The organism is uncultured Sphingomonas sp. (assembly GCF_913774285.1).
Lineage (GTDB): Bacteria > Pseudomonadota > Alphaproteobacteria > Sphingomonadales > Sphingomonadaceae > Sphingomonas.
The window spans coordinates 131,997-158,228 of the sequence record NZ_CAJYHX010000031.1; the positions used below are offsets into that span (position 1 = coordinate 131,997).

Here is a 26,232-nt window from a genome sequence, read left to right on the forward strand (position 1 = left end):
CCGGAAAGAGCGGCTCGCCTATAAGCGCGGGGACGGGAAGTCAAGGCCGCGCGTGGCCCATGCTGCCGATACGCCGCCGATATGCAGCCGAACGCCGCGCTCGAACGTTCCACCGCCGATGGGCAACGCAAATCCGCTCGCCCGGCCGGCGCCGGCAGGATACACCCGTTGCGCCCACGAAACAGGAGTGCGTGTTCGTGAATCCGTATCTGCGTCTTGCCCTGCTCGCTACCCTGCCCGCGCTCGCCGCCGGCTGCACCACCACCGGCGCCCGCCCACCGATCGACGTCACCCGCTATCATTTGAGCGAGCCGTTCGAGCGCACCACCGTTTCCGTCATGCCGATGTCGGGCGCGATGGACGTGACGCCGGAATTCCGCGCCTATGCCGATGCGGTACAGGCGGAGCTGAACAAGCTCGGCTATGTCCCCGCCACCAGTGACCGCCCGGCAGGCTATATCGCCTCGGTATCGTTCACCCGCGCCTCGCGCGGCGTGGTGCGCGAACCGTCGCCGGTTTCGATCGGGCTGGGCGGCGGCAGCTTCGGCGGCAACCGCGGCGGCGGCGTCGGGCTGGGCGGCGGTATTTCCTTCGGCCTCGGCAAGCGCAAGCAGAACGAGATCCTCGTCTCGCAGCTCTGGGTGCAGCTGCGCCGCCGCGCCGGCGAGAACGTGATCTGGGAGGGCCGCGCCGAGACCACGGGCGTCGGCATCAAGGACAACCAGCCCGCCGCCACCGCCCAGCGACTCGCCGCTGCGCTGTTCAAGGACTTCCCCGGCGACTCCGGGATCACTACGACGGTCAAATGAGCATCCAGATCAGCGCCGCGTTCGACAGCGGCAACATCCGCGTGGTCGCCATCGAAGGCGACCGGGTCGACTGCGAGATCGTCCTCGATCACCAGTCGGACTTCTTCCAGTGGTTCCACTTCCGCGTCGCCGGCGCCAAGGGCCGGACGCTGACCTTCCGCATCCTCAATGCGGGCAGCTCGGCCTATCCGTTCGGCTGGCCGGGCTACAAGGCGCGCTGGTCGGCCGACCGCGAATCGTGGCGAATGGCGGAGACGGAGTATGCCGGCGGCATCCTCAGCTTCACCCATCACTTCCAGACCGACCTCACCTGGTTCGCCTATTTCGCGCCCTATTCGATGGAGCGGCACCATGATCTGGTCAGCCGCATCGCGCTGCAGGACGGCGTGACCCACCGCCAGCTGGGCACGACGCTGGACGGCCAGCCGATCGACTGTCTGTCGATGGGCGAAGGCCCGAAGCAGGTCTGGCTCTATGCCCGCCAGCATCCGGGCGAGAGCATGGCCGAATGGTGGATGGAAGGCGCGCTGGAGTTCCTAACCGACGCGGACAATGCCGTCGCGCAGGCGCTCCGCAGCAAGGCCACCTTCCACTGCGTGCCCAACATGAATCCGGACGGCTCGCGCCGCGGCCATCTGCGCACCAATGCGGCGGGGGTGAACCTCAACCGCGAATGGCACACGCCGACGCCCGAGCGCAGCCCGGAAGTGCTCGCGGTGCGCAATGCGATGGACGAAACCGGTGTGCATTTCGCGATGGACGTGCACGGCGACGAGGCGATCCCGGCCAACTTCCTCGCCGGCTTCGAGGGCATCCCCAGCTGGACCGACGAACTGGGCGAGAAATTCTACGAGTTCGGCCGTCGCCTCGCGGCGCACACCCCCGATTTCCAGACCGAGCTGGGCTATGACAAGTCGCCCCCGGGCAAGGCCAACCTCGCCATGTCGACCAACCAGCTCGCCGAGCGCTTCGGCGCGGTGTCGATGACGCTGGAAATGCCGTTCAAGGACCATGACGCGAACGCCGATCCCGAATTCGGCTGGTCGCCGATCCGCAGCAAGCTGCTCGCCCATGCCTGCCTGGAAACGCTGGCCGGGATGATCGACGAACTGTGATCACGATCCGGGAAGGCGGGCTGGACGATGCCCAGGTGCAGGATCTCCTGCGCCTGCACGCCTCGGGCATGCTCGCCAACTCGCCCGCGGAGAGCTGCCACTTTCTCGACTTGTCGGGCCTCCAGGCGGCGGACGTCACCTTCTGGAGCGCCTGGGCGGGCGAGGACCTGCTCGGCATGGGCGCGCTCAAGCAGCTCGACGCGACGCACGGCGAAGTGAAGTCGATGCGCACCGTGCCGGCCCATCTCGGCAAGGGCGTCGGCGCGGCGGTGCTGGAGCATATCCTCGCCGCCGCCCGCGCGCGCGGGCTGACGCGGCTGAGTCTGGAGACGGGTACCGCGCCGGCGTTCGAACCGGCGCACCGGCTGTATAGCCGCTATGGATTCGTCCCCTGCCCGCCTTTCGGCAGCTATAGCGAAGATCCCCACAGCCAGTTCTTCACGCTGCTACTGTAAGAACGCAGCATTTGTTCATGCCAACGCCATAATGTGCGTGTCATTCTCCGCGCGCATCTTGGGGGGAAGGGGAACATGCGCAAGCGATGTTGGGCAATGCGCGGTGCCGGGCTGGGTTGTCTGGCGCTGGTTTCGGCGTGCAGCGGCGGGGGCGGCGGCAGCGATTCGGGCAAGGGGGTCGTCGTCGTGCCCAGCGGCCCGACGGCGAATACCCCTGCGCCCTCTCCCACCGCCGAGCAGCTGGAAGACCAGCGCTCCAACGCCGCCAATTTCGCCCAGGCGGAGGCAGCCTATCGGCTCGGCTTTACCGGTCGCGGAGTGAAGATCGCGGTCCTCGACACCGGCATCGCGCCGGGCGTGTCCGAGTTCGCCGGCCGGATCGACCCCACCAGCGCCGATGTCGCCGGCACGCGCGGACTGGTCGATACCAGCGGGCACGGCACGATGATGGCCTCGGTCGCGCTGGCGGCGCGCGACGGACAGGGGATGCACGGGGTCGCGTATGACGCGACCCTGGTCTCGCTCAACTTCTCCAATCCGGCCAGCTGCACCGGGCTGACCGACTGCACCTTCCTCAGCGCCGGCCTGATCGCCGGGATCGACGCCGCGATCGCCGCCAGGGTACGGGTGATCAACCTCTCCTTCTCGATCGACCAGAGCTATGACGTGTTCGTGGAGGCGATACGCCGCGCCGCCGCCGCGGGGATCGTGACCGTGATCAGCGCGGGCAACAACGATGGCGACCCGCGCCAGCCGCTGCTGATGGCCCGCGCCTTCGCCCTGGCGGCGCCCGGCTGGGTAATCATCGCCGGCGGCGTCGACGCGACCGAGACCTTCGCCTTCGACCGCGCCAACCAGGCCGGCACCGGCGCCGACGCCGCCTGGTACCTGACCGCGCTGTTCAAGGACGTGAACATGGTGGGCCCGGACGGCCTGCTGGTGCAGCATGACGGCACCTCCCCCGCCGCCGCGGCGATCAGCGGCGCGATTGCGCTGGTCGCCCAGGCCCGGCCGAACCTGACCGGCGCGCAGATCGTGACGCTGCTGCTCGCCAACGCCACCGATGCGGGCACGCCGGGACGCGATCCGGTGTATGGCAACGGCGTACTGAACATCGCCAAGACGTTCTCGGCGTTGCCGCCGGCGGGGTAGGACGACGCCTTCTGCTGTAAAGACAGCTTCCGCCCCAATTGCAGACATTGCCAAGGTGGTCCAAACTCCAGCGATGGGCCTAGTATTCGCACTGTCTCTCCTCGCGTTGCTTCCAGGCGGCTCTCCGGCTGCATTCTTGCAGAACCATGAAATCAGTTATGGAGCCGCAGTGACCTTCTCCAAGGGCCAATGCTGGTTCTGGACAGGGGATCCTGGTCTCACAGCGGTCGAGTTCCAGAGCGCCCTCGCAAGCCGATTGGATCGGCGCGGCACGATTATCATTTCCCACATCGCAAGCACGCCAACTCGATGCGTTGAGACGGCCCGCCGTTCGGCGGCTCGTGCCGGGTTCAAGCGCATAAAGACCGAGGTGGGGGTTGATGCCGGTCCAATCGGACCATCTATGAACGGCAGCTAACCACCCCATTCCGGGCGTTCCCGACGATCCCCGCCGGCACCTCCAGACACTGCAGCGTCCGTCTTGCGGCTTCAGCTACGTTCCCCATATGTACTGCAGCCACCGCCCTGGGGCTGATCGCTCTTTAATCCTGCTGGAATGCTTCTTCGCCCGCGAGGCGATGCGTCGCGACCTCGGCCTGTCTCGGGGGGCGGCACGCGCTGAATCGCCACGACCCTCAACTTCCTAAAGTGCGGTTGGTGGCGGCCGCCCCGGCGCGGCGGTGCTCCCCCAACGTTAGCGTTCAACGCCCTGCGCCCTTCGCCGCTGGAACGGTCGGGATTTCGCATCCGACGCCTTGGAGAACTTCCTGCACGCTGCCGCCCATGCCACACCCCGCCCATGCCCCTCCGCCCCCTGCTCGCCTTGCTGGCGCTGGTCGCCGCTCCGCTGCTCGTCGCCTCCGGCAAGGAAGTCGTGCGCGAGGAGCGGCGCGTCACCATCGGCGGTGTGCAGGAGGTGTGGCGGCTGGTCTTGCGCGGGGCGCCGCGGGACGATGCGATGTGCGGGCCCCAGGATCCCGAGATGGCGATCACCTGCCCGTGCAGCGGTGTCGCCTATGCGCAGACCGGCGACCTGGTACTGGAGCGGCGCCCCCACGCGGCGCCCGAGCGGATGGCGCTGGCGCGGCTGTTCGCCGATTCCGAGATGCTCTCTACTGAGAAGGGCCTCGCCGTAGTGCTGCCGCGCTGGCCGATGGGCGACGATGATGCCTCGAAGGAGGTTTCGCCCAAGGCGATCCGCGTCCGTCCCCGGTCCCGATCCTCAAGCTCGCCGACTATGACCATGACGGCGTCGCCATCGAGTTCCTGCTGCAGATCGACGCGCTGCCCTGCGGCAAGCAACTGATGGTGGCGGTGGGCACCTCGCGCGCGCACCCCGGCCTCCATGCACTGACCAGCGCCGAGCATCCCGAACGCCCCCTGGCGCTCTATCGCTGGCAATGGGAGGCGCTGGCCCGCAACCCGCGCCCGGCCGAACTTGCCGACTGGCCCTGCGGTGACCATGGTGCCGAAGAGGAGGCGACGCTGCGGCTCCGCGCCGACCGCGGGGCGGTTCATGCGACGCGGATCACCAGCACCTGCCCCGACGAACCTACCGCGCCGGGCGCAGCGGGCAAGGACCGACGCTTCGTCAGAAAGATCCTGTCACGCGAGGTCTTGTAGAGGGGTCGGGTGGGCCGGCGAGGCTCCAGTCAGCGGCGCGTATCAGCACGCGTGTCCCTGCAGGCTGTGCCGCCCCGGCAGGCGAGCGGCGGCCGTCACCCCTCCCGGCCGCCCGTCGCCAATCGCCTTAGTCTCACGCGAACAGCGACAGCGCCCCGCTTTCCAGCGCTTCGGGGATGGTCAGCCGATCGCTGCGGCTGACCTCGTGGGTGGCGGGCTGCGGCACCAGGTTCCACGGCGTCACCACCGCGTCGCACCAGGCGGTGAACAGGCCCGACGACCAGGACCGCAGGCTCTCTTCCACTTGCGGCAGCACCGCTGCCATGGCGTTCGGTTCGCTGTGCATCGTCATCATTCCCGCTCCTCAGCGTGCGTGATTCCGTGTGTTCCCGAGTCCCTCGATCTTATCACGAGCGCGCCAAGGATGCACGGCTGTGCAATCGTTTAACTTGCGCCCATCCCCGCCGCGAACGCGATTCTGAGCGCTTCGGACAGGCTCTTCGCACCCAGCTTCGCCATCACATTGGCGCGGTGCACTTCCACGGTGCGCGCCGAGATGCCGAGGTCGTAGGCAATGGTCTTGTTCGGGTATCCCTGCGCCAGCCCGTCCAGCACCTCGCGCTCGCGCACGGTCAGCGCGCCGAGCAGGGTTTCGGCGTCGGCGGCGCGCGTCTTGACGTCCTCGGCCGCCTCCAGCCGCTCGAAGCCGCGGTTGATCGCGTCGATCAGCGCGCGGCTCTCCATCGGCTTTTCGAGAAAATCGACCGCGCCCGCCTTCATCGCCTTGACCGCCAGCGACACGTCGCCATGGCCGGTCAGCACGATCACCGGCAGCGCAATGCCGCGGGCGTGCAATTCCTGCTGCACCTCCAGCCCGTCCATCTCGGGCATGCGCACGTCGAGCAGCACGCAACCGGGCTCGACATGCCGCGCCTCCTTGAGGAAGGCGACGCCCGAAGGCCAGGTTTGCACCGTGAAGCCCGAGGTCTTGAGCATGAAGCTGGCGGAACGGCGGACGCCATCCTCGTCGTCGACGATATGGACGAGGCGCTTGTCGGTCACGGGAGAGTCCCTTCTTCTACATGGACGAGGGTGAAGTGGAAGCAGCTGCCGCCGCCCTCGCGCGGCTCCAGCCAGATGCGGCCGCCATTGGCCTCGACGATCGTGCGGCAGATCGACAGGCCGAGGCCCATGCCCTCCGCCTTGGTGCTGTGGAAGGCACGGAATAGGTCCTCCGCAACCTCGGCCGCGACGCCCGGCCCGGTATCCGCTACCGTCACCCGCACGAAACCGGGCGCTTCGACCCGGGTGGAGACGGTCAGCCGCCGCTCGGGCGACTCGGCCATCGCCTCGATCGCGTTGCGCATCAGGTTGATCAGCACCTGCTGGATCTGGATGCGGTCGACCAGCACCGGGCCACCGGCGGGATCGAATAGGAACTCGGCGACGACGCCCTTCTCGCGCGCGCCGATCAGCGCCAGCTTGCAGGCTTCGTCGACGAGGTCGGGGATCTGTTCGACGCTCTTCTCCACCTCGCCGCGCGCGACGAATTCGCGCAGCCGCCGGACGATGGTGCCGGCCCGCAGCGCCTCCTGCGCGGTGTCGTTCAGCGCCTCGCGGATCATCGGCAGGTCCTCCGGATCGCTCGCGTCGATCAGATTGGAGACGCCGTTCACATAGTTCACCACGGCGGTGATCGGCTGGTTGAGTTCGTGGGCCAGCGTGGAGGCCATGGTGCCCATCGCGCTCACCCGCGCGGCGTGGATCAGGCCGGAGCGCAGTTCCTCGATCCGCTGCTCGGCGCGCTGCTTGTCGCTCAGGTCGCGGATGAAGCCGGTGAAGACGCGCTCGCCCTCGGTCATGGCCTCGCCCACCGACAATTCGATCGGAAAGGTGCTGCCGTCCCGGCGGCGGCCGGTGACCATGCGGCCGGTGCCGATGATCCGGCGCTCGCCGGTCTCCAGATACCGGCGGATATAGCCGTCGTGCCGCGCGCCGTCCCCGGCGGGCATCAGCAGGCTGACATTGGCGCCAACCACCTCGTCCTCGGCATAGCCGAACATCCGCTCGGCGGCGGCGCTGAACGAGACGATGTTGCCGCGCTCGTCGATGATCACCATCGCGTCGAGCACCGTCGCCAGAATCGAGCGGAGATGGTTGGCAGAGGCGGTCGCCTGCCGCTCGCTGGCGCGTTGCTCGGTGATGTCGCGGATCACCTTGCCATAGCCGCGCAGCCGCCCGTCGGGCCCCCGCAGCGGCGTGATCAGCACCTGCGCCAGGAACTCGCTGCCGTCCTTGCGCAGCCGCCAGTCCTCCTCCTCGAACTTGCCGTCGCGCAGCGCCGCGTCGAGATCGGCGCGCGGCTTGCCCGCCGCGACGGCCGAGGCGGGATAGAAGAGCGCCATGTCGCGGCCGAGCACGTCCTCCTCGCGCCAGCCCTTCAGCCGGCGTGCGCCTTCGTTCCAGAAGGACACGCGGCCCCTGGGATCGACGGTATAGATCGCGTAGCCGACCGCGCCGTCGATCAGCAGATTGAGCTCGGCTGCGAGTTCGTCCGCACGATCGGCCCGCCTTCGGGCATCGGCTTCCTCGGCACGCAGGCGGCGGCGCAGTGCTCGACTGTACGACGCGAGCAGCAGGATCGCCGCGGCCCAGGCGAACAGCACGCCCACCAGCACATAGCGTTCGCCGCGCGACACGAGTGGCGCCAACGCCAGCCCCGAAACCAGCAGCAGCAGCGTGGCCATCGCCTCGGGCAAGCGTCGCCGCAACCGATCGCCGAGCGTCAACGGCGCCGGCATGTCGAACGGCGGCAGCGGGAAGTTCATCGCGCGAGCGCGCCGAGCAGCTCGAGTCGGCCGACCGGTTTCTTCACCACGCCCGCGAACCCTGCGGCGCGCGCGGCGTCGTCGAGTTCGGCATGGCTCTGGCCGATGAGGATGGCCCTGCCCTGCCAGCCGCGCAGCGCCAGCTGGCGCAGCACATGGATCGCATCCCCGTCGGACAATTCGCGCGCGATCAGCAAGGTGCGAATCTGGTCCAAGGTCGCCTCCGCCATCGCCGCCGCGGCGGAGGCGAAGGCGCGGACGTCCATGCCGCAGCCCTGCAGCAGCAATTGCACCGCGCGCCGCGAATCGTCCTGCGAATCGACCAGCAGCACGCGCTCGCGTACGCCCCGGGCCGGCATAGGGACGCCCTCCTTCATGCGCGCAACCCGCGCGGCACGAAGGGGCAAGAAAGGCAGATGCTGAACCGCATGGCGCCGAGATATTGTGCCGCCATCAGCAGCGTCATGCGGATTGGTACGTATTGCGCCTCGGTTCAGCGCGAATAGCGCTCCTCTGCCCAGGGGTCGCCACGCAGGTGATAGCCATTCACTTCCCAAAAGCCCGGCCGGTCACGTCCGATCACCTCGATCCGCGAGATCCACTTGGCGCTTTTCCAGAAATAGAGGTGCGGCACCACCAGCCGCGCCGGGCCGCCATGGTCGCGGTGGAGCGGCTTCCCCTCCCAGCGATGCGCGATCAGCGCGTCGGGTGCGGCGAAATCGGCGAGCAGCAGGTTGGTGGTATAGCCGTCATAGCCGTGGAGCATCACCGCCTCGGCCTCGTCGCGCGGCTCGACCATATCGAGCAGCCGCTGGGTGGCGACGCCCGCCCAGCGATTGTCATAGCGCGACCAACTGGTGACGCAGTGGATGTCGCTGACGCGCTCGTCGGTGGCGAGGGCCTCAAAGGCCGGCCAGTCGAGCGTCAGCGGGCGGGCGACCATGCCGTCGATGGTCAGGCGCCAGCGTTCGGTGCGCACCTCCGGCTGGCGGCCGAGATCGAGCACCGGCCAGTTGGTCACCAGATGCTGGCCGGGCGGCAGCCGCTCGGCCTCCGGACGCGACGTGCTGCCGGTGAGGAACTTGCCCGCCGCGGCCCAGGCGCGCTTGGAGCGGGTGAGCTTGCTGTCCTCGTCCATCGGGTATTCCTCGTCAGGCCGGCTTCCGCTCACCAGCTATGGTCGGCAATAGCTCGGAGACGGTCGGGTGGATATGCACGGCGTGGGCCAGATCGGTCGCCGTGCCCTGCTTCACCATCAGGTCGAGCACGCTGTGGATCGCCTCGTCGCCGCTGGTGCCGAGGATCGCGCCGCCCAGGATCTTGCCGGTATCGGCGTCGCTCACCAGCTTCATGAAGCCGAGCGACTCGTCCTTCTCCACCGCACGGCCGACGCGCGTCATCGGCCGTCTGCCGACCTCGATGCGGTGGCCCGCCTTCTTCGCCTCCGCCTCGCCCAAGCCGACGCGGCCGAGCGGCGGGTCGATGTAGAGCGCATAGGCCGGAATGCGATCGGTCACCTTGCGGTCGGCGCCGTCGAGCAGATTGTTGGCGACGATCTCGAAGTCGTTATAAGCCGTGTGGGTGAAGGCGCCGCGGCCGTTGCAGTCGCCCATCGCCCAAATGTGTTCGACATTGGTGCGCAGCCGATCGTCGACCTGGATATAGCCGCGCGCGTCGGTCTGAACCCCGGCGACGTCCAGCCCAAGATCGTCGGTGTTGGGCGTGCGCCCCACCGCGAGCAGCACATGGCTGCCGAGCACTTCGGGGCTGCCCTCGTGGCAGTCGACCCCGACCAGCACGTCCTCGCCCTGGGCGGCGAAGCGGATGCACTCGGCGCCGGTGCGGATCGCGATGCCCTCCGCCTCCAGGATATCGCGCACCGCGTCGGAGATTTCGGGATCCTCGCGGCCGATCAGCCTGGGGCCCTTCTCGACGATCGTCACCTCGGCACCGAAGCGGCGGAACATCTGGCCGAACTCCAGCCCGATATAGCTGCCGCCGACCACCACCAGGTGCCGCGGCACCGCATCGAGCTTGAGGATCGTGCTGTTGGTGAGGAACGGCACGTCGTCCACGCCCGGCATGTCCGGCACCAGCGCGCGGCCGCCGACGTTTAGGAAGATGCGGTCCGCTTCGAGCAGCTCGTCGCCGACGCGCACGCGGTGCGGCGATTCGAACACCGCCTGGCCGAAAAACAGCGTGCAATGCGCCATCCCGTCGATCCAGCTTTGCAGCGAGACGCGCGAGTCCGCCGAGATTTTGTCGGCCCTTGCCCGCACCTTGGCGAAATCGATGCCCACCTCTCCCTTGATCGTCACGCCGAAGTCGGCGGCACGCCTGGCCATGTGCGCGGCATAGGCGCTGGCGACGAGGGTCTTGGTCGGCTTGCAGCCGGTGTTGACGCAGGTGCCGCCGAGCAGGTGCCGCTCGACCAGCGCCACCGACATGCCGGCATCGCTCAACCGCCCCGCGAGCGGCGTCCCCGCCTGCCCCGCACCGATGACGATCGCGTCGAACCTGCGGCTCACAGCGAGGCCGCCACGAACGCGGCGACGCCGATCGCCGCAAGGTCCTCGACCAGCGCGGCGGGCAGATCGGTGCCGAACGCACGGCACAGCCCCATCCGCGCCGCATAGCCGCCGAAGGTCCCGATCACCGCGCCCACGACACCCGCACCGAGGCACAGCGGCAGCGAGCTCGCCGCCAGCCCAATCGCCGCGCCGCACAGCGCGCCGGAGATGGTCCGCCCGATGAACCCCGGCGGCGACTTGCGGCTGGGCGTGGTCGGCAGCTTGTCCGCGACATATTCCCCGATCGCCAGCAGGGTGAGAATCCAGGGCGTCCCCCACCAGCCCAGCCAGCCGAGCCAGGTGCCGGTAAGCGGCAGCCAGCCGGCATAGGCAGCCCAGGAGATCGCCATGGGCGCGGTCATGGTGCGCATGCCGGCGACGATGCCGATCAGCAGCGCGAGGACGAGGGGCGGCATCAACAGGTCTCCCATAGGCGGCACCCACCCAGCGCCTTTCTGCGCGCCTGCGCAACTGGACGTGAGTATGGTCCCGCCGCCAACGAAACGAACCGCTACGGGTTGCAAGCCGCCACCGATTGAAGGATCAGGCGGGCCAACCAAGCCCTACAGGAGAACCGGCCATGAAGACCCGCGCCGCCGTCGCCTTCGAAGCGAAGAAGCCGCTGGAGATCGTCGAACTCGATCTGGAAGGCCCCAAGGCGGGCGAAGTGCTGGTCGAGATCATGGCCACCGGCCTGTGCCACACCGATGCCTACACGCTGGACGGGCTCGATTCCGAAGGCCTGTTCCCCTCGGTGCTCGGCCATGAAGGTGCCGGCATCGTCCGCGAAGTGGGCGCCGGCGTCACCAGCGTGAAGCCCGGCGACCATGTGATCCCGCTCTACACGCCGGAGTGCCGCCAGTGTAAGTCGTGCCTCTCGGGCAAGACCAACCTGTGCACCGCGATCCGCGCGACCCAGGGCAAGGGGCTGATGCCGGACGGCACCACGCGGTTCAGCTACAAGGGCCAGCCGATCTTCCACTATATGGGCTGCTCGACCTTCTCCAACTTCACCGTTCTGCCCGAGATCGCCGTGGCGAAGATTCGCGAGGACGCGCCCTTCCAGACCAGCTGCTATATCGGCTGCGGCGTCACCACCGGCGTCGGCGCCGTGGTCAACACCGCCAAGGTGCAGGTGGGCGAGACGGTCGTGGTGTTCGGCCTGGGCGGGATCGGCCTCAACGTGATCCAGGGTGCAAGGCTGGCCGGCGCGGGCCAGATCATCGGCATCGACGTCAATCCGGACCGCGAGGAATGGGGCCGCAAGTTCGGCATGACCCACTTCCTCAACACGCGTGGCATGTCGCGCGAGCAGATCGTCGCCAAGGTGGTGGAACTCACCGATGGCGGCGCCGACTACAGCTTCGATGCGACCGGCAACACCGAGGTGATGCGCACCGCGCTCGAATGCTGCCACCGCGGCTGGGGCGAATCGATCATCATCGGCGTGGCCGAGGCGGGCAAGGAAATCGCCACCCGTCCGTTCCAGCTGGTCACCGGCCGAGTCTGGAAGGGCACCGCATTCGGCGGCGCCAAGGGCCGGACCGACGTGCCGAAGATCGTCGACTGGTACATGAACGGCAAGATCGCGATCGACCCGATGATCACCCACGTGCTGACGCTGGACGAGATCAACAAGGGTTTCGACCTGATGCATGCGGGCGAGAGCATCCGCAGCGTCGTCGTCTATTGAGCGAAAAAGGAGAGGAAGCGATGTTCAGTCACGTGATGCTCGGCGCCAACGACATCGAGGCGTCCAAGGCATTCTACGACGCGGCGCTCGGCGCGCTGGGGATCGGTCCCGGCCGCATGGATCCCAAGGGGCGCGTCATCTACATGCACCCGGACGGCCTGTTCATGCTGACCAAGCCGATCGACGGCGAGCCCGCCTGCCACGCCAATGGCGGCACACTGGGGTTCCGCGCGGCGACGACCGACGCGGCCGATGCGTGGCACGCCGCCGGTCTGGCGCATGGCGGCACCGCCTGCGAGAACCCTCCGGGTTGGCGTGAGGGCAGCTTCGGCCCGCTCTATCTCGCCTATCTGCGCGATCCGTCGGGCAACAAGCTGTGCGCGCTGCACCGCAAGCCGGCCTGATGGAGACGCTCTCGACCAACAAGGCATATGGCGGGGTGCAGGGCGTGTACCGCCACGCCTCCGCCGCGACGGGCACGCCGATGACCTTCTCGGTCTATGTGCCGCCGCACGGCGAGGGCGCGAAGCTGCCGGTGCTCTGGTATCTTTCGGGCCTCACCTGCACCCATGCCAACGTCACCGAAAAGGGCGAATATCGCCTTGCCTGCGCCGAGGCGGGCGTGATCTTCGTCGCGCCCGATACGTCGCCGCGCGGCGAAGGCGTGGCCGATGTGCCGGACTATGATTTCGGCCAGGGCGCCGGCTTCTATGTCGACGCGACCCAGGCGCCCTGGGCCGAGCATTTCCACATGCGCAGCTATGTCAAGGACGAGCTGCCCGCCCTCCTCGCCGAGCAGTTCCCGATGGCAGACATGGGCGCGCAAGGCATTACCGGCCATTCGATGGGCGGGCACGGCGCGCTGACCATCGCCTTGCGCAATCCCGAGCGCTTCCGCAGCGTCTCCGCCTTCGCACCGATCGTCGCACCCAGCCAGGTGGCTTGGGGACGGAAGGCGCTGGGCGGCTATCTCGGCAACAATCCGGCGGCATGGCGTACCCACGACGCGGTCGCGCTGATCGAGGACGGCGCCCGCCTGCCCGAGCTGCTGGTCGACCAGGGCGATGCCGACAGCTTCCTCGCCGAGCAGCTTCGCCCGCAGTTGCTGGCCGATGCCTGCGCCGCCGCCGGCTTGCCCCTCACGCTGCGGCTACAGCCCGGCTATGACCACAGCTATTATTTCGTCTCGACCTTCCTCGCAGAGCACGTCGCCTGGCATGCCGCGCGGCTGAAAGCGTGATATGAGACCAGCACACCGATGCGGCGCGGGGCCGCGCCGGTCCATGAGGGGGAGTTTTCGGGCGTGAAGTTGAAGTCGCTGTTCGCCGTCGCCGCTGCGCCGCTCGCGCTGCTGTTCAGCCCGCTGGCGTTCGGCCAGGCCGCGCCGGCGGCGGGCGCTCCCGCCGTGCAGAGCCGCCCGGCCGATCCGGCGCTGTGGGTGGTCAAGGATGCCGATACCACCATCTATCTGTTCGGCACCGTTCATGTGCTCAAACCGGGCCTTGGCTGGTTCGACTCGGCGGTGAAGACCGCCTTCGACAAGAGCGACACGCTGGTGCTCGAGCTGGTCGAGCCAGATCCCGCGGCGATGCAGGGGCTGCTCGTCAAGATGGCGATGGCCCCGGCGGGCTCGAAGCCGATCGCCGAGCAACTGCCGGCCGACAAGCGCGACGCCTATCTGAAGGCGATGGGCGATATCGGCGTGCCCCCCGCCGCGTTCGACATGCTCCAGCCGTGGGTGGCGGGCATCACGCTCAGCGTCGCCGGCCTGCCCAAGCTCGGCTATGATCCTGCGAGCGGCGCGGAGAAGGTGCTGACCGCGGCCGCGAAGGAAAGCGGCAAGCCGGTGATCGGGCTGGAGAGCGCCGAACAGCAGCTCGGCTATTTCGCGACGATGCCGCCCGCACTGCAGCTAGCCTTCCTCACCTCGGCGGTGGACGACTACCCGAAGCTGGGCACCGAACTCGGCAAGATGATCGACCAATGGGCCGCCGGCGATCCCGAGGCGCTGGGCGCGACGATGAACGAAGGCATGCGCGATACCCCCGACCTCGCGCGCATCCTGCTGACCGAACGCAATGCCCGCTGGGCGAAATGGATCGAGGCACGGCTCCAAAAGCCAGGAACGGTGTTCTTGGCGGTAGGCGCCGGCCATCTCGCCGGTACCGATAGTGTCCAGGCGTTCCTCGCCAGGGATCGAGTAACAGCGGAGCGCATCCGCTACTGACGATCCCGGCGGGGCGCGCTTTCCTTCCGGTGCGGCCGCGCGTCGCATCCCTTTCGGAGCAATTCGCATGGCATCGAATCCCCGTCCCCTGATCGGCCTGCTCGCGGGCGTCGCCGCCGGCCTGGTCGCCTCGGCCGCTATGGCCGCGTTCCAGAACCAGGCGAGCAAGCTGATCCCCAAGGAGGACCAGAGCGACGGCGATCCGGCGACGGTGAAGGCCGCCGACGTGGTGGTCGAGGCGACGACGGGCGACAAGGTGCCGGAGCCGTATCGCGAAGCCTCGGGTCAGGCGGTGCATTACATCGTCGGTGGCGTGCTGGGCGGCATCTACGGGCTGATCACCGAGTATCGCCCGGAGGCAGCGTCGGGCTTTGGCGGCGCGTACGGGGTGGTCACCTCGGCGTTGCTCGATGAAGGCGCGGTCCCGGCGCTGGGCCTTGGCAGCGGGCCGAGCGAGACGCCGGCTTCGGTGCATGCGTACGGCGCGGCGTCGCACCTGGTCTATGGCGTGGTACTGGAAGGCGTGCGGCGGATTATCGCGGGCGCGCGGTAACGGCGCGATCCTCCGCTCCCTAGCTCGAAGCCGTCATCCCCGCGCAGGCGGGGATCCATTGGGGTAGCCCGATCGGCGCTTGCCTTGAGCGCGCAGGCGAAGGGATCCCCGCCCTTCGCGGGGATGACGTTGGGGTTGGCGAACCAGTCTCCCATCTCCACCCCCCAACCGCCTTGCGCGAACCCCTTATTGCTATACCCTCCCGGGTCGCGGACGAGACCGGACACAGCCGGCGCGCGCCGCGACCCGCAATTGCAGGGGAGGATGTCACTCTATGACGATCGTCTATTTCGCTATCGTCTGCGGCCTGATCGCCGTGGCCTATGGCTTCATCACCAGCCAGCAGGTGCTGCGCGCGCCGGCGGGCAACGCCAAGATGCAGGATATCGCCGCCGCCATCCAGGAAGGCGCAAAGGCCTATCTGACGCGGCAATATACCGCCATCGCCGTGGTCGGCGTCGTGGTCGGTATCGTGCTGTTCCTCACGCTGGGGGTGATCCCCACCATCGGCTTCCTGATCGGCGCGATCCTGTCCGGCGTCGCCGGCTTCGTCGGCATGAACATCTCGGTGCGCGCGAACGTGCGTACCGCCGAGGCAGCACGCGGCAGCCTGCAGGGCGGGCTCACCCTCGCCTTCCGCTCCGGCGCCATTACCGGCATGCTGGTGGCGGGCCTGGGCCTACTCTCGATCGCGGTGCTGTTCTGGTATCTGGTGGAGGTGGCGCACCATGCGCCGGGCGATCGCATCGTCGTGCTGACCCTCTCGACCCTCGCCTTCGGCGCCTCGCTGATCTCGATCTTCGCGCGGCTGGGCGGCGGCATCTTCACCAAGGCCGCGGACGTCGGCGCCGATCTCGTCGGCAAGGTCGAAGCGGGCATCCCCGAGGACGACCCCCGCAATCCTGCGGTCATCGCCGATAATGTCGGCGACAATGTCGGCGACTGCGCGGGCATGGCGGCCGATTTGTTCGAGACCTATGTGGTGACGCTGGGCCTCACCATGGTCACGATCGCGCTGCTGCTGCGCGGCGTCGATGCGGCGTTGCTGACTAAGCTGATGGCGCTGCCGCTGCTCGTCGGCGGGGTGTGCATCCTTACCTCGATTATCGGCACCTATATGGTGCGGCTGGGCGCCAACCAGTCGATCATGGGGGCGCTCTACAAAGGCTTCTGGACCACCGTGATCCTGGCGGTGCCGGCGATCTACGGCGTCACCCATTATACGCTGGGCGGCCGGATGCAGGATTCGATCGCCTCGCTCGGCGAGCCTTCCGCGCTGCTCGACGGCAGCACGCTTTCGGCCGACGCCGTGGCGGCTGCTGCGGCGATGCCCACCGTCACCGGCATGGGCCTGTTCTGGTGCATGATGATTGGCTTGGCGGTGACCGGGCTGCTGGTGTGGATCACCGAATATTACACCGGCACCAATTTCCGCCCGGTCAAGTCGATCGCCAAGGCCTCGGTAACCGGCCACGGCACCAACGTCATCCAGGGCCTCGCGATCAGCCTCGAATCGACCGCGCTGCCGACGCTGGTGATCGTCGTCGCAGTGATCGCCACCTATCAGATCGCGGGCATCCTCGGCGTGGCCTTCGCGGCCACCTCGCTGCTGGCGCTGGCCGGCATGGTGGTCGCGCTCGACGCCTATGGCCCGGTGACCGACAATGCCGGCGGCATCGCCGAGATGGCCGGCCTCGAAGACGAGGTCCGCCACAAGACCGACGCGCTCGACGCGGTGGGCAACACCACCAAGGCGGTGACCAAGGGCTATGCGATCGGCTCGGCGGCGCTGGCGGCCTTGGTGCTGTTCGGCGCCTACACCACCGATCTCGACCATTACCGGGACGCGCTGGGGCTGACCGGGCCAGTCAACTTCTCGCTCTCCAACCCGTACATCATCGTCGGCCTGCTGCTCGGCGCGCTGCTTCCCTATCTGTTCGGCGCGTTCGGCATGACCGCGGTCGGCCGGGCGGCGGGGTCGGTGGTGGAGGACGTCCGCGCCCAGTTCCGCGACAATCCGGGCATCATGGCGGGCACCAGCCGTCCCAACTATGCCCGCACGGTGGACATCGTCACCAAGGCGGCGATCCGCGAGATGATCGTGCCGTCGCTGCTGCCTGTGCTGAGCCCGATCATTGTCTATTTCCTGATCGCCGCAGTGGCAGGCAAGGAACAGGGCTTCGCAACCGTAGGCGCGATGCTGCTAGGCGTGATCGTCTCCGGCCTGTTCGTCGCCATCTCGATGACCAGCGGCGGTGGCGCCTGGGACAATGCGAAAAAGTACATCGAGGACGGCAACTATGGCGGCAAGGGTAGCGATGCCCACAAGGCCGCGGTGACCGGCGATACGGTGGGCGACCCGTACAAGGACACTGCGGGTCCGGCGGTGAATCCGATGATCAAGATCACCAACATCGTGGCGCTGTTGCTGCTCGCGGCCCTCGCGGCCGGCGGCACGCACTGACCTGAAATCCCCCTCCCGCTTGCGGGAGGGGCTGGGGGAGGGTGTGTAAGGTTCGCGGGCGACACCGTCGCAGAAAGAGCCTCCACAACACACCCTCCCAGCATCAGGTCGGCCATGCCCCCGGCATGGCCGACCTGATGCTCCCTCCCGCAAGCGGGAGGGGAGATTTGTACCTTCCCTTGCCTCCCCGCCTGCAAATCCCCACATTGCGCACGAAGACACGCGCCCGTGCCGCGCCACCTTCCCTTTTTCCTTCCAGCGCTGTAAGGGCGACGCACTTTTACGCGCGCTAATCCCTGAGAGGCATTTTTTGGCCAAAGAAGAACTGCTTGAAATGCGTGGACAGGTTGTGGAGCTTCTCCCCAACGCCATGTTCCGCGTCCGGCTCGAGAACGATCATGAGATTCTCGGCCACACCGCCGGCAAGATGCGCAAGAATCGCATCCGCGTGCTGGTCGGCGACGAGGTGCTCGTCGAGCTGACCCCGTACGACCTGACCAAGGGCCGCATCACCTACCGCTTCAAGTAAGCGGGTGCCGCCCATGCGGCTCGTGCTCGCTTCCACTTCGCCGCGACGGCTCGATCTGCTCACCCGGATCGGCGCCGTGCCCGACCGCGTCGCTGCGCCCGATGTGGACGAGGATGTCCGCCCCGGCGAGCTGCCGCGACCCTATGTGCTGCGCGTCGCCAGGGCCAAGGCGCATGCGGTAGCGCGTGCCCCGGACGAGATCGTCCTCGCCGGCGATACTACCATCGCCGTCGGCCGCCGCATCCTCGGCAAGCCCGCGGACGAGGCCGATCTGCGCCGGATGCTGGCACTGCTCTCCGGCCGCCGCCACCATTGCCTGTCTGCACTCTGCGTGATCGGCGCCGACGGCCGGACACGCACCCGCGTCTCCGACACCGTCGTCGCCTTCAAGCGCCTGAGCGATGCCGATATCGACTGGTACGTCGCCAGCCGCGAAGGCATGGGCAAGGCGGGGGGCTATGCCATCCAGGGCAAGGCCGAGGCCTTCGTGCGCTTCCTCTCCGGCAGCCATTCGGGCGTGGTCGGTCTGCCGCTGTTCGAGGCGCGCGCGCTGCTCGCCGCCAGCGGCTATCCCCTTGGCTGAGTGGCTGTACGAGACGGGGATCGGCGAGAACCGCGCCGCCCTCGTTTCGCGTGGGCTTATCTGGAAGGCGCGGATCGAGCTGGCGGGCACTCGTCCCCAAGTCGGCGCGATCTGCGCGGCCCGGCTTGCGGACAAGTCCACGGGCAAGGTGACGCTCGACCAGGGCGGCGAGGCGCTGTGCGATCCACTACCCAAGGGCATCACCCAAGGCGCGCCGCTACGCGTGAAGATCGTCCGCGAGGCGATTCCCGAGCCCGGCCGCGCCAAGCTCCCCAAGGCCGTACCTGCACCCGCTGAGGCGCCCTTGGGCGACGGCCCGAACCTGCTCGCCCGCATCACCGCCAGCGACCATCCGGTGCGGATGCTGCGCCCCCACGAGGCCGATGCGCTGGAAGAGGCCGGCTGGTCCGAGCTGCTCGACGAAGCCTATACCGGCGAGATCGCCTTCCCCGGCGGCGCGCTGCGCATGTCCCCTACCCCCGCCATGACCCTGTTCGACGTCGACGGCTCCGGCCCGCTCGAGCCGCTGTCGATCGCCGCCGCCCATGCGGTGGCCCGCGCGATCGAGCGATTCGGCATCGGCGGCTCGATCGGCATCGACTTCCCGACGCTGAGCAGCAAGGCCGCCCGCAACGCGGTTGCCGAGGCGATCGACGCCGCCCTGCCCCAGCCCTTCGAGCGCACCGCGGTGAACGGCTTCGGCTTCCTCCAGATCGTCCGCCGCCGCACCCGACCTTCGCTGCCCGAGCAGCTCCACGCCGATCCGGTCGGCGCCGCCGCGCGCGCCGAGCTGCGTCGGCTGGAGCGCCTTCCCCCACCGGTGCCGGCCACCCATATGGTAGACACCCGAATCGCCCGCCGCCTGGCGCGCGAGCCCGACTGGACCGAGACGCTGGCCCGCCGCATGGGCGGCACGGTCCAGTTCGTGACCCCCAAGGAGTGACCCGCATGCCCCGCGACGCCTGCCCGATCTGCGGCAAGCCTACCGCCAGCGACTTCAAGCCCTTCTGCAGCCGCGGCTGCAAGGACCGCGACCTGCTGCAATGGCTGGGCGAGGGCTACCGCGTGCCCGGCGAGCCCGCGCAAACAAATGTGCAATCGGGGCTGGACAGCCACGAATTCCCCGACTAACAGGCGCGCTCCCCGGCGGCTCCGCCGGTGTGCCCGGGTAGCTCAGTTGGTAGAGCATGCGACTGAAAATCGCAGTGTCGGCGGTTCGACTCCGTCCCCGGGCACCATCCACCTCTCCGCACAGATCCACGAAGGTCCAAAAATCGGCAGATTTGCGTGGTTTTTGACGGTATCTGATCCGCCCAAATCCGGGCCGATCCATTGGAACCCGCGGGCTTTGGCGGTATATTTGACGGTATCAGCACTGCGCCAGCGGAGGAGATACCGTCATGCTCACCGATGCAGCCGTCCGCCGAATCAAACCGCGGGACAAAGCGTTCAAGACTCAGGACATGCACGGCATGTACCTCCTCGTTCAGCCTGGCGGTGGTCGGTACTGGCGGTGGGACTATCGTCACGACGGCAAGCGCGGCACGGTGGCGCTGGGCGTATATCCTAACGTCTCCCTAAAGGAAGCGCGCGAGCGCCGAGAGAACGCTCGGAAACTGCTCGAGAAGGGCATTAACCCCTCCTCCTACGGCAAACTGACGCGCGGCGTGGGCAGCATTTCGGCCGGAGATACGTTCGCCACCGTCGCCGACGAATGGCTGAAGAAGATCGAGGCGGAAGGGCGAGCGGCGAAGACGCTCGAAAAGCTCCGGTGGCTGATCGCGTTCGCCAACCCACTGATCGGCACTCGACCGATCGGCGACATCAGCGCACCAGAGCTGCTCACCGTATTGAGGACCGTGGAGGTTCGGGGCCGCTATGAGACGGCACGACGCCTCCGCAGCACCTGTAGCAGCGTCATTCGCTACGCGATCGCCACCGGACGCGCGCAGAGAGATGTGACTGCCGATCTCCAGGGCGCCCTGATCACGCCCAAGGTCAAACATCATGCCGCGATCATCGAGCCCGACAAGGTCGGCGCACTCTTGCGCGCCATAGACGGGTACGAGGGCCAGCCATCGGTTGCCTTGGCTCTTCGGATCGCCCCACACGTCTTTGTGCGTCCGGGCGAATTGCGCGCTGCTGAGTGGGCAGAGTTCGATCTGTCAGCGAAGGTCTGGACCATTCCCGGCGAGAAGATGAAGATGGGGCGCCCGCATCGGGTCCCCCTCTCCAAGCAGGTGCTTGCGCTCCTGGCGGAGCTTCGGGAGATGAGCGGCAGGTCGAAACTTCTGTTTCCAAGCGTCCGGTCAGACGCTCGCCCGATCTCCGACAACACCATCAATGCCGCCCTGCGCCGACTGGGCTACGACAAGACGCAGATGACGGGCCATGGCTTCCGCGCGATGGCCAGCAGCCTCCTCAACGAGAGCAGAAAATGGCACCCCGATGCGATCGAGCGGCAGCTGGCGCATGTAGAGAACAACGACGTCCGCCGCGCCTATCTTCGCGGTGAGCATTGGGACGAACGGGTTCGAATGATGCAGTACTGGTCAGATTATCTCGATCGCTTGAAAGCCAACGGGAACGCCAGAAGGTCAAAATGCGCCTAGCCCGTCGCGAAGGCGAGACGGCTACATCGCTCTCACGGCGAAAACACGGGTTCGAGTCCCGTAGGGGTCACCAACTTGCCTTCCCAAGGCATTCCAGAACATGCCATAACTGGCTGTTTTCTGCGGTTTTTTGGTGGTATAAGTCTCTCATTCAAGCTGGCAGAATGCCACTACATACCAGCAAGCTGATGGTATTTTTGATGGCATGTGCCGGTCGCTTCGACGGGAGATACCATCATGGCGCTTTCGGTGGTTGCCATCAAAGCCGCAGAGATTCGCGGCAAGGCTTACAAGCTAAGCGATAGAGACGGGCTCTACCTGCTCGTGACACCATCCGGCGGACGCTATTGGCGGATGAACTATCGGCATTACGGGAAGCAAAAGACCCTCGCTTTCGGGGTTTGGCCCGACACCGGCTTGGCAGAGGCGCGCGCCGAATGTGATACCGCGCGGAAAGTGCTGGCCCGGGGCGAAGATCCCGCCGAGCGGATCAAACTCGATCGGGTAGCGGCGACCGTCGCTGCCTCCAACAGCTTCGAAGCGGTCGCGGACGAATGGCTCTCCAAGGTTGAAAAGGAAGGCCGCTCGCCGGTCACCATGAAGAAGCTCCGCTGGCTTCTCGGTTTCATCAACGCGTCGATCGGCAAACGTCCGATCGCTGCGATATCCGCGCAGGAACTGCTTCTGATGCTGCGGAAGATGGAAGGCAACGCGCGTTACGAGACGGCAAAGCGGCTCCGCAGTACCTGCTCGCAGGTATTTCGCTACGCAATTGCGACCGCACGCGCCGAGCGTGACGTGGCCGCCGACCTCCGCGGCGCACTGATCGCGCCCAAGCCAACGCATCGCGCCGCAATTACCACGCCAAAGGCCGCAGGAGAGCTGCTGAGGGCCATAGAGGGCTTCCAGGGGCAGCCAAACACCCTTGCGGCGCTGCGGCTCCTGCCACACGTCTTCGTCCGCCCTGGCGAGCTACGTTTCGCAGAGTGGCAGGACTTCGACCTGGAACGGGCGATCTGGACCATTCCGCCGCACAAGACGAAGATGCGGCGAGCCCATGCGATCCCCCTCTCCCGCCAAACGCTCGCGATCCTCACCTCGATCGAGCACGACGCAGACTATAGCAGCTATCTCTTCCCCTCCCTCCGCTCCGTCCGAAAGCCGATGTCGGAGAACACGATCAATGCAGCACTCCGCCGAATGGGATATGCGCAGGACGAAATGACCGGCCATGGCTTCCGCGCAATGGCAGCCACGCTGCTCAACGAAATGGGTCTATGGCACCCCGACGCCGTCGAACGGCAGCTCGCGCACTGCGACAACAATGCCGTCCGCCGCGCATACACCCGAGGCGAGTATTGGGACGAACGCGTGCGCATGATGCAGCACTGGTCCGACCACCTAGATTTCCTGCGCGACGGTGCGAAGGTGTTGAACGGGAAGTTCGGACAAGCGGCTGAGAATCGAGGTTAGCCGGATGGGAGAAGCCGCCACTGCCGATCAGCAGCACGCGGAGGCCGCAGTCGACCAAATTAAGTCGTTCACATCGGCGGGTGGGAACGACCGTTCGGACCGAAAGCGGCCATTGGCGGCTCCACTGGCCTGATCGGCGGTGGTGATCAGGAATCGATTACCGTGCTGGCTGCTCCCAGCCCAAAGGCGGCCACTGCCGTCATGTCCCGTTCAACCAACATCAGCCATCCGACATCACTAGCCAGCCGAAACATATCTGCTATGCTGGATATATGGAAAACGATTCTGCAATCGCTGCCTTGGGTGCTTTGGCGCAAGGAACACGCCTTGATGTGTTTCGCCTGCTGGTGCGGCACGAGCCGAACGGCATGGCGGCGGGGGAGATCGCGCGCCAGCTGGACGTGCCGCAGAACACCATGTCGGCGCATCTCGGCATCCTCGCGCGCGCCGGCCTTGTCCGCTCCGAGCGACAGAGCCGCTCGATCATCTATCGCGCCGACCTGGCGGGCCTGCGCGTGCTGACGCTGTTCCTTGTCAAGGATTGCTGTGCCGGCAGCGCCGAGTTGTGTGCGCCGCTCGTCGCCGAACTCACCCCCTGCTGCTGAAAGGACGCGCCATGGCCGTCGACATCATCATCTACCACAACCCCGAATGCGGCACGTCGCGCAACGCACTCGCCATGATCCGCAATGCCGGCATCGAGCCGCACGTCGTTGAGTATCTGAAGACCCCGCCTTCGCGGACGATGCTGGTCGAACTGATCGCCCGCGCCGGGATGCGCCCACACGACCTGCTGCGCGAGAAGGGCACGCCTTATGCCGAGCTGGGTCTGGGCGAACCGTCGCTGTCCGACGATGCGCTTCTCGACGCCATGATGGCGCACCCCATCCTCATCAACCGCCCCCTGGTCGTCTCGCCGCTGGGCGTGAAGCTTTGCCGCCCCTCGGAAGCCGTGCTCGACCTGTTGCCGGCCGCCCAGCGCGGCGCCTTCGCCAAGGAGGATGGCGAGCAGGTGGTCGATGCCGCTGGCGAACGGGTGCGCTGACGCGATGTCGACGATCTTCCCTACACGCGACGCCACACCCCCACGGCCCGGCATCGGCACCTTCGAGCGCTATCTGACGCTGTGGGTGATGCTCTGCATCGTCGCTGGCATCGGCCTAGGGCAATTGCTCCCTGGCGTCTTCGCGTCGATCGCGGCGGCCGAGGTCGCGCGGGTCAACCTGATCGTCGCCGTGCTGATCTGGCTGATGATCATCCCCATGCTGCTCAAGATCGACTTCGGCGCGCTCGGATCGGTGCGGCAGCACTGGAAAGGCATCGGCGTCACGCTGTTCATCAACTGGGCGGTGAAGCCCTTCTCGATGGCTGCGCTGGGTACGTTTTTCATCGGCTGGCTGTTCGCACCGCTCCTGCCGGCGGGAGAAGGGCCGTCCTATATCGCCGGCCTGATCCTTCTCGCGGCGGCGCCCTGCACGGCGATGGTGTTCGTGTGGTCGAACCTCTGCGAGGGGGAGCCGACCTACACACTGTCGCAGGTCGCGCTCAACGACGTGCTGATGGTGTTTCTCTTCGCGCCGCTGGTCGGGTTGCTGCTCGGCGTGGCATCGGTGACGGTGCCATGGCACACGCTGCTGATCTCGGTGCTGCTCTATATCGTCGTGCCGGTGACCGCCGCCCAGCTCGTCCGCCGCACCGTGTTGGCGCGCGGCGGGCAGGCAGCGCTCGACCGTCTATTAGGCCGCCTCGGTCCGGTGTCGCTCGTGGCGCTGCTGGCGACGCTGGCCCTGCTGTTCGGCTTTCAGGGCGAGGCGATCGTCGCACAGCCGCTGGTGATCGCGCTGCTGGCGGTGCCGATCCTCATCCAGGTCTATCTGAACGCGGGCCTCGCCTATTGGCTGTCCCGCCGGTTCGGCGTGGACTGGTGCGTTGCGGCGCCCGCGGCGCTGATCGGTGCTTCCAACTTCTTCGAGCTGGCGGTAGCCGCCGCCATCTCGCTGTTCGGGCTCAAGTCGGGCGCTGCGCTGGCGACGGTCGTCGGCGTGCTGGTGGAAGTGCCGGTGATGCTGTCGGTCGTCTCGATCGTAAAGGCCTCGCGGGGCTGGTATGAACGGGGAGCCGCTGCCTGATGCCGCTACGCACGCTGGAAGATCCGGACACGCTGCCGGCACTCGATGCCGCCTATGTCCATTCGCGGCCGGCACTGGGGCTGGGTGCGCTCGAGCCCGCGCCCCGTATCCTGTTGCTCTACGGTTCGCTGCGCGAGCGCTCCTTCTCGCGCCTTGCGGTCGAAGAAGCGGCGCGCCTGCTTCGCCTGTTCGGCGCAGAGACGCGCATCTTCGACCCCTCCACCTTACCGCTCCCCGACCAGGTGCCCGGCGACGATCACCCGGCGGTTCACGAGCTGCGCGAACTGGCGCTGTGGTCGGAGGGGCAGGTCTGGTGCAGTCCCGAGCGGCACGGCCAGATCACCGGCATTATGAAGGCGCAGATCGACCATCTGCCGCTGGAAATGAAAGGCATGCGCCCGACGCAGGGGCGGACGCTGGCCGTCATGCAGGTGTCGGGCGGCTCGCAGTCGTTCAACGCGGTCAACACACTGCGCCTGCTCGGCCGTTGGATGCGGATGTTCACCATCCCCAACCAGTCTTCGATCGCCATGGCCTACAAGGAATTCGACGGGGCGGGGCGAATGAAGCCGTCGAGCTATTACGATCGGATCGTGGACGTGATGGAGGAATTGGTGCGCTTCACCGTCCTGCTGCGTCCGCACGCGCCGCAGCTCGTCGATCGCTATTCGGAACGAAAGCAGGCGGGCGTGGCCCTCGATCCCGCCGCCGATCTGTCGAGCGTCGCAATCGCGCCACAAGGGCGCCGCGCATGAGTGCCGTGTCCGTGCGACCTGCAACGGTAGCGGACGCTGCCAGCGTGCACGCAATCTATGCACCCGTCGTGGAGCATACCGCGATCTCATTTGAAGAGGTGGCGCCTACGATAGAGGAGATGTCGGCCCGGATTGAAGCGACGTCCAACGCCTATCCCTATCTCGTCGCGGAGCGCGACGGCATGGTGGTGGGCTATGCCTATGCCAGCCAGCACCGGACACGCTCAGCCTATCGCTGGTCCGTCGATGTCACCGTCTATATCGCCGAGGATGCGCGGCGGTCGGGTGTGGGCAGTGCCCTCTACGCCCGGCTCTTTGCGGAACTGGTTGAACGCGGCTTCCATGCTGCGTTCGCCGGCATCGCATTGCCGAACTCTGGAAGCGTCGCCCTTCATGAGCGGATGGGTTTCGAGCCACTCGGTGTCTACCGCGAGGTAGGCTCGAAATTTGGGCGCTGGCACGATGTAGGATGGTGGCAGCGTTTGCTTTGACGGAGCCTCTGCTCCGCCGTCCGCTATCCCCGGTGTCTCCCTATAGGCCATCAGACAGCTTATCCCCCATTCCCCGGCAATTGCTCGCGGATCGCAGCCCGAACAAGGTTCGTCCGCTTCTGGCAGTAACGGCCATTCAGGATGCTTCTAGGAAATGGCAGAAATGTCCCA

30 protein-coding genes and 1 tRNA gene are annotated in these 26,232 nt (G+C 67.1%); 24 read left to right on the forward strand and 7 right to left on the reverse strand.

The genetic code is table 11. The features are described 5' to 3' along the window. Nucleotides 1-197: 197 nt before the first annotated feature. The 6 genes from QZ670_RS17735 (at nucleotide 198) to QZ670_RS17760 (ending at nucleotide 5,154) form a co-directional block, all read left to right on the forward strand. Nucleotides 198-809, forward strand: a complete 612-nt coding sequence (locus QZ670_RS17735; RefSeq protein WP_365894682.1) for a DUF4136 domain-containing protein — start codon at nucleotides 198-200, stop codon at nucleotides 807-809. Continuing rightward, a complete protein-coding gene (locus QZ670_RS17740; protein WP_294257861.1) occupies nucleotides 806-1,924 on the forward strand; it encodes a M14-type cytosolic carboxypeptidase in 1,119 nt (372 codons plus the stop codon). The genes QZ670_RS17735 and QZ670_RS17740 overlap by 4 nt, the downstream gene beginning before the upstream one ends. After that, nucleotides 1,921-2,379: a GNAT family N-acetyltransferase gene (locus QZ670_RS17745; RefSeq protein WP_294257865.1), complete on the forward strand. Its 459-nt coding sequence runs from the start codon at nucleotides 1,921-1,923 to the stop codon at nucleotides 2,377-2,379. Before QZ670_RS17740 ends, QZ670_RS17745 begins: the two co-directional genes overlap by 4 nt. Nucleotides 2,380-2,454: 75 nt before the next feature. Beyond that, nucleotides 2,455-3,531, forward strand: a complete 1,077-nt coding sequence (locus tag QZ670_RS17750) for a S8 family serine peptidase (protein WP_294257869.1) — start codon at nucleotides 2,455-2,457, stop codon at nucleotides 3,529-3,531. A 799-nt stretch (nucleotides 3,532-4,330) separates the two neighbouring features. Beyond that, nucleotides 4,331-4,837: a hypothetical protein gene (locus tag QZ670_RS17755; protein WP_294257871.1), complete on the forward strand. Its 507-nt coding sequence runs from the start codon at nucleotides 4,331-4,333 to the stop codon at nucleotides 4,835-4,837. Next, on the forward strand, nucleotides 4,837-5,154 hold the full coding sequence (locus QZ670_RS17760; protein ID WP_294257874.1) for a hypothetical protein: 318 nt from the start codon (nucleotides 4,837-4,839) through the stop codon (nucleotides 5,152-5,154). Before QZ670_RS17755 ends, QZ670_RS17760 begins: the two co-directional genes overlap by 1 nt. A gap of 133 nt (nucleotides 5,155-5,287) precedes the next feature. On the opposite strand, the gene QZ670_RS17765 is transcribed toward QZ670_RS17760, so the two are convergent. The 7 genes from QZ670_RS17765 to QZ670_RS17795 form a co-directional block, all read right to left on the reverse strand. Continuing rightward, entirely contained in the window at nucleotides 5,288-5,509 is a 222-nt protein-coding gene (locus tag QZ670_RS17765; RefSeq protein ID WP_294257876.1) for a hypothetical protein, read from the reverse strand. A gap of 89 nt (nucleotides 5,510-5,598) precedes the next feature. After that, nucleotides 5,599-6,216, reverse strand: coding sequence for a response regulator transcription factor (locus QZ670_RS17770; protein WP_294257878.1), 618 nt, complete (start codon nucleotides 6,214-6,216; stop codon nucleotides 5,599-5,601). Beyond that, a complete protein-coding gene (locus tag QZ670_RS17775; protein ID WP_294257881.1) occupies nucleotides 6,213-7,982 on the reverse strand; it encodes a PAS domain S-box protein in 1,770 nt (589 codons plus the stop codon). The genes QZ670_RS17770 and QZ670_RS17775 overlap by 4 nt, the downstream gene beginning before the upstream one ends. After that, nucleotides 7,979-8,341 carry a response regulator gene (locus QZ670_RS17780; RefSeq protein WP_294257884.1) on the reverse strand — a complete coding sequence of 121 codons (363 nt, stop codon included), beginning with the start codon at nucleotides 8,339-8,341 and terminating at the stop codon, nucleotides 7,979-7,981. The genes QZ670_RS17775 and QZ670_RS17780 overlap by 4 nt, the downstream gene beginning before the upstream one ends. 134 nt (nucleotides 8,342-8,475) lie before the next feature. Then, nucleotides 8,476-9,120 carry a sulfite oxidase-like oxidoreductase gene (locus tag QZ670_RS17785; RefSeq protein WP_294257886.1) on the reverse strand — a complete coding sequence of 215 codons (645 nt, stop codon included), beginning with the start codon at nucleotides 9,118-9,120 and terminating at the stop codon, nucleotides 8,476-8,478. 13 nt (nucleotides 9,121-9,133) lie between these two features. Beyond that, nucleotides 9,134-10,510 (reverse strand): FAD-containing oxidoreductase, encoded by a 1,377-nt coding sequence (locus tag QZ670_RS17790; RefSeq protein WP_294257889.1) that lies wholly within the window; start codon nucleotides 10,508-10,510, stop codon nucleotides 9,134-9,136. Next, a complete protein-coding gene (locus QZ670_RS17795) occupies nucleotides 10,507-10,968 on the reverse strand; it encodes a DUF4126 domain-containing protein (RefSeq protein ID WP_294257891.1) in 462 nt (153 codons plus the stop codon). Before QZ670_RS17795 ends, QZ670_RS17790 begins: the two co-directional genes overlap by 4 nt. Before the next feature lie 164 nt (nucleotides 10,969-11,132). Here QZ670_RS17795 and QZ670_RS17800 point away from each other — a divergent pair, with 164 nt between their 5' ends. The 18 genes from QZ670_RS17800 (at nucleotide 11,133) to QZ670_RS17885 (ending at nucleotide 26,061) form a co-directional block, all read left to right on the forward strand. Further along, the gene (locus QZ670_RS17800) at nucleotides 11,133-12,245 is read left to right on the forward strand and encodes an S-(hydroxymethyl)glutathione dehydrogenase/class III alcohol dehydrogenase (RefSeq protein WP_294257893.1); all 1,113 of its coding nucleotides are present in this window, start codon (nucleotides 11,133-11,135) and stop codon (nucleotides 12,243-12,245) included. A 20-nt stretch (nucleotides 12,246-12,265) separates the two neighbouring features. Then, the gene (locus QZ670_RS17805) at nucleotides 12,266-12,649 is read left to right on the forward strand and encodes a VOC family protein (RefSeq protein ID WP_294257894.1); all 384 of its coding nucleotides are present in this window, start codon (nucleotides 12,266-12,268) and stop codon (nucleotides 12,647-12,649) included. After that, entirely contained in the window at nucleotides 12,649-13,485 is an 837-nt protein-coding gene (gene fghA / locus QZ670_RS17810; protein ID WP_294257897.1) for an S-formylglutathione hydrolase, read from the forward strand. Before QZ670_RS17805 ends, fghA begins: the two co-directional genes overlap by 1 nt. 63 nt (nucleotides 13,486-13,548) lie before the next feature. After that, nucleotides 13,549-14,472 carry a TraB/GumN family protein gene (locus QZ670_RS17815; RefSeq protein ID WP_294257900.1) on the forward strand — a complete coding sequence of 308 codons (924 nt, stop codon included), beginning with the start codon at nucleotides 13,549-13,551 and terminating at the stop codon, nucleotides 14,470-14,472. Between the two features lie 67 nt (nucleotides 14,473-14,539). Further along, complete coding sequence (locus QZ670_RS17820) at nucleotides 14,540-15,025, forward strand: DUF1440 domain-containing protein (protein ID WP_294257903.1); 486 nt, start codon at nucleotides 14,540-14,542, stop codon at nucleotides 15,023-15,025. A gap of 274 nt (nucleotides 15,026-15,299) precedes the next feature. After that, complete coding sequence (locus tag QZ670_RS17825) at nucleotides 15,300-17,489, forward strand: sodium-translocating pyrophosphatase (RefSeq protein ID WP_294257906.1); 2,190 nt, start codon at nucleotides 15,300-15,302, stop codon at nucleotides 17,487-17,489. Nucleotides 17,490-17,799: 310 nt separating this feature from the next. Beyond that, nucleotides 17,800-18,018, forward strand: a complete 219-nt coding sequence (gene infA / locus QZ670_RS17830; RefSeq protein ID WP_003049127.1) for a translation initiation factor IF-1 — start codon at nucleotides 17,800-17,802, stop codon at nucleotides 18,016-18,018. A 13-nt stretch (nucleotides 18,019-18,031) separates the two neighbouring features. After that, entirely contained in the window at nucleotides 18,032-18,601 is a 570-nt protein-coding gene (locus QZ670_RS17835) for a nucleoside triphosphate pyrophosphatase (protein WP_294257909.1), read from the forward strand. Beyond that, nucleotides 18,594-19,544 carry a ribonuclease gene (locus QZ670_RS17840; RefSeq protein ID WP_294257911.1) on the forward strand — a complete coding sequence of 317 codons (951 nt, stop codon included), beginning with the start codon at nucleotides 18,594-18,596 and terminating at the stop codon, nucleotides 19,542-19,544. Before QZ670_RS17835 ends, QZ670_RS17840 begins: the two co-directional genes overlap by 8 nt. 5 nt (nucleotides 19,545-19,549) lie before the next feature. After that, the gene (gene yacG / locus QZ670_RS17845) at nucleotides 19,550-19,732 is read left to right on the forward strand and encodes a DNA gyrase inhibitor YacG (protein ID WP_125977343.1); all 183 of its coding nucleotides are present in this window, start codon (nucleotides 19,550-19,552) and stop codon (nucleotides 19,730-19,732) included. A gap of 31 nt (nucleotides 19,733-19,763) precedes the next feature. Then, nucleotides 19,764-19,839 (forward strand) — tRNA-Phe (locus tag QZ670_RS17850). A 162-nt stretch (nucleotides 19,840-20,001) separates the two neighbouring features. Continuing rightward, nucleotides 20,002-21,213, forward strand: coding sequence for an integrase arm-type DNA-binding domain-containing protein (locus QZ670_RS17855; RefSeq protein WP_294257916.1), 1,212 nt, complete (start codon nucleotides 20,002-20,004; stop codon nucleotides 21,211-21,213). Between the two features lie 237 nt (nucleotides 21,214-21,450). After that, a complete protein-coding gene (locus tag QZ670_RS17860) occupies nucleotides 21,451-22,686 on the forward strand; it encodes an integrase arm-type DNA-binding domain-containing protein (RefSeq protein ID WP_294257918.1) in 1,236 nt (411 codons plus the stop codon). A 272-nt stretch (nucleotides 22,687-22,958) separates the two neighbouring features. Further along, the gene (locus tag QZ670_RS17865) at nucleotides 22,959-23,291 is read left to right on the forward strand and encodes a metalloregulator ArsR/SmtB family transcription factor (protein ID WP_294257920.1); all 333 of its coding nucleotides are present in this window, start codon (nucleotides 22,959-22,961) and stop codon (nucleotides 23,289-23,291) included. Nucleotides 23,292-23,302: 11 nt separating this feature from the next. Next, a complete protein-coding gene (gene arsC, locus QZ670_RS17870) occupies nucleotides 23,303-23,731 on the forward strand; it encodes an arsenate reductase (glutaredoxin) (RefSeq protein WP_294257922.1) in 429 nt (142 codons plus the stop codon). Between the two features lie 4 nt (nucleotides 23,732-23,735). Then, nucleotides 23,736-24,815 (forward strand): ACR3 family arsenite efflux transporter, encoded by a 1,080-nt coding sequence (arsB, locus tag QZ670_RS17875; protein WP_294257924.1) that lies wholly within the window; start codon nucleotides 23,736-23,738, stop codon nucleotides 24,813-24,815. Next, nucleotides 24,815-25,570 (forward strand): arsenical resistance protein ArsH, encoded by a 756-nt coding sequence (arsH, locus tag QZ670_RS17880; RefSeq protein WP_294257926.1) that lies wholly within the window; start codon nucleotides 24,815-24,817, stop codon nucleotides 25,568-25,570. The genes arsB and arsH overlap by 1 nt, the downstream gene beginning before the upstream one ends. Beyond that, nucleotides 25,567-26,061 carry an arsinothricin resistance N-acetyltransferase ArsN1 family B gene (locus tag QZ670_RS17885; RefSeq protein WP_294257930.1) on the forward strand — a complete coding sequence of 165 codons (495 nt, stop codon included), beginning with the start codon at nucleotides 25,567-25,569 and terminating at the stop codon, nucleotides 26,059-26,061. Before arsH ends, QZ670_RS17885 begins: the two co-directional genes overlap by 4 nt. Nucleotides 26,062-26,232 lie beyond the last annotated feature (171 nt).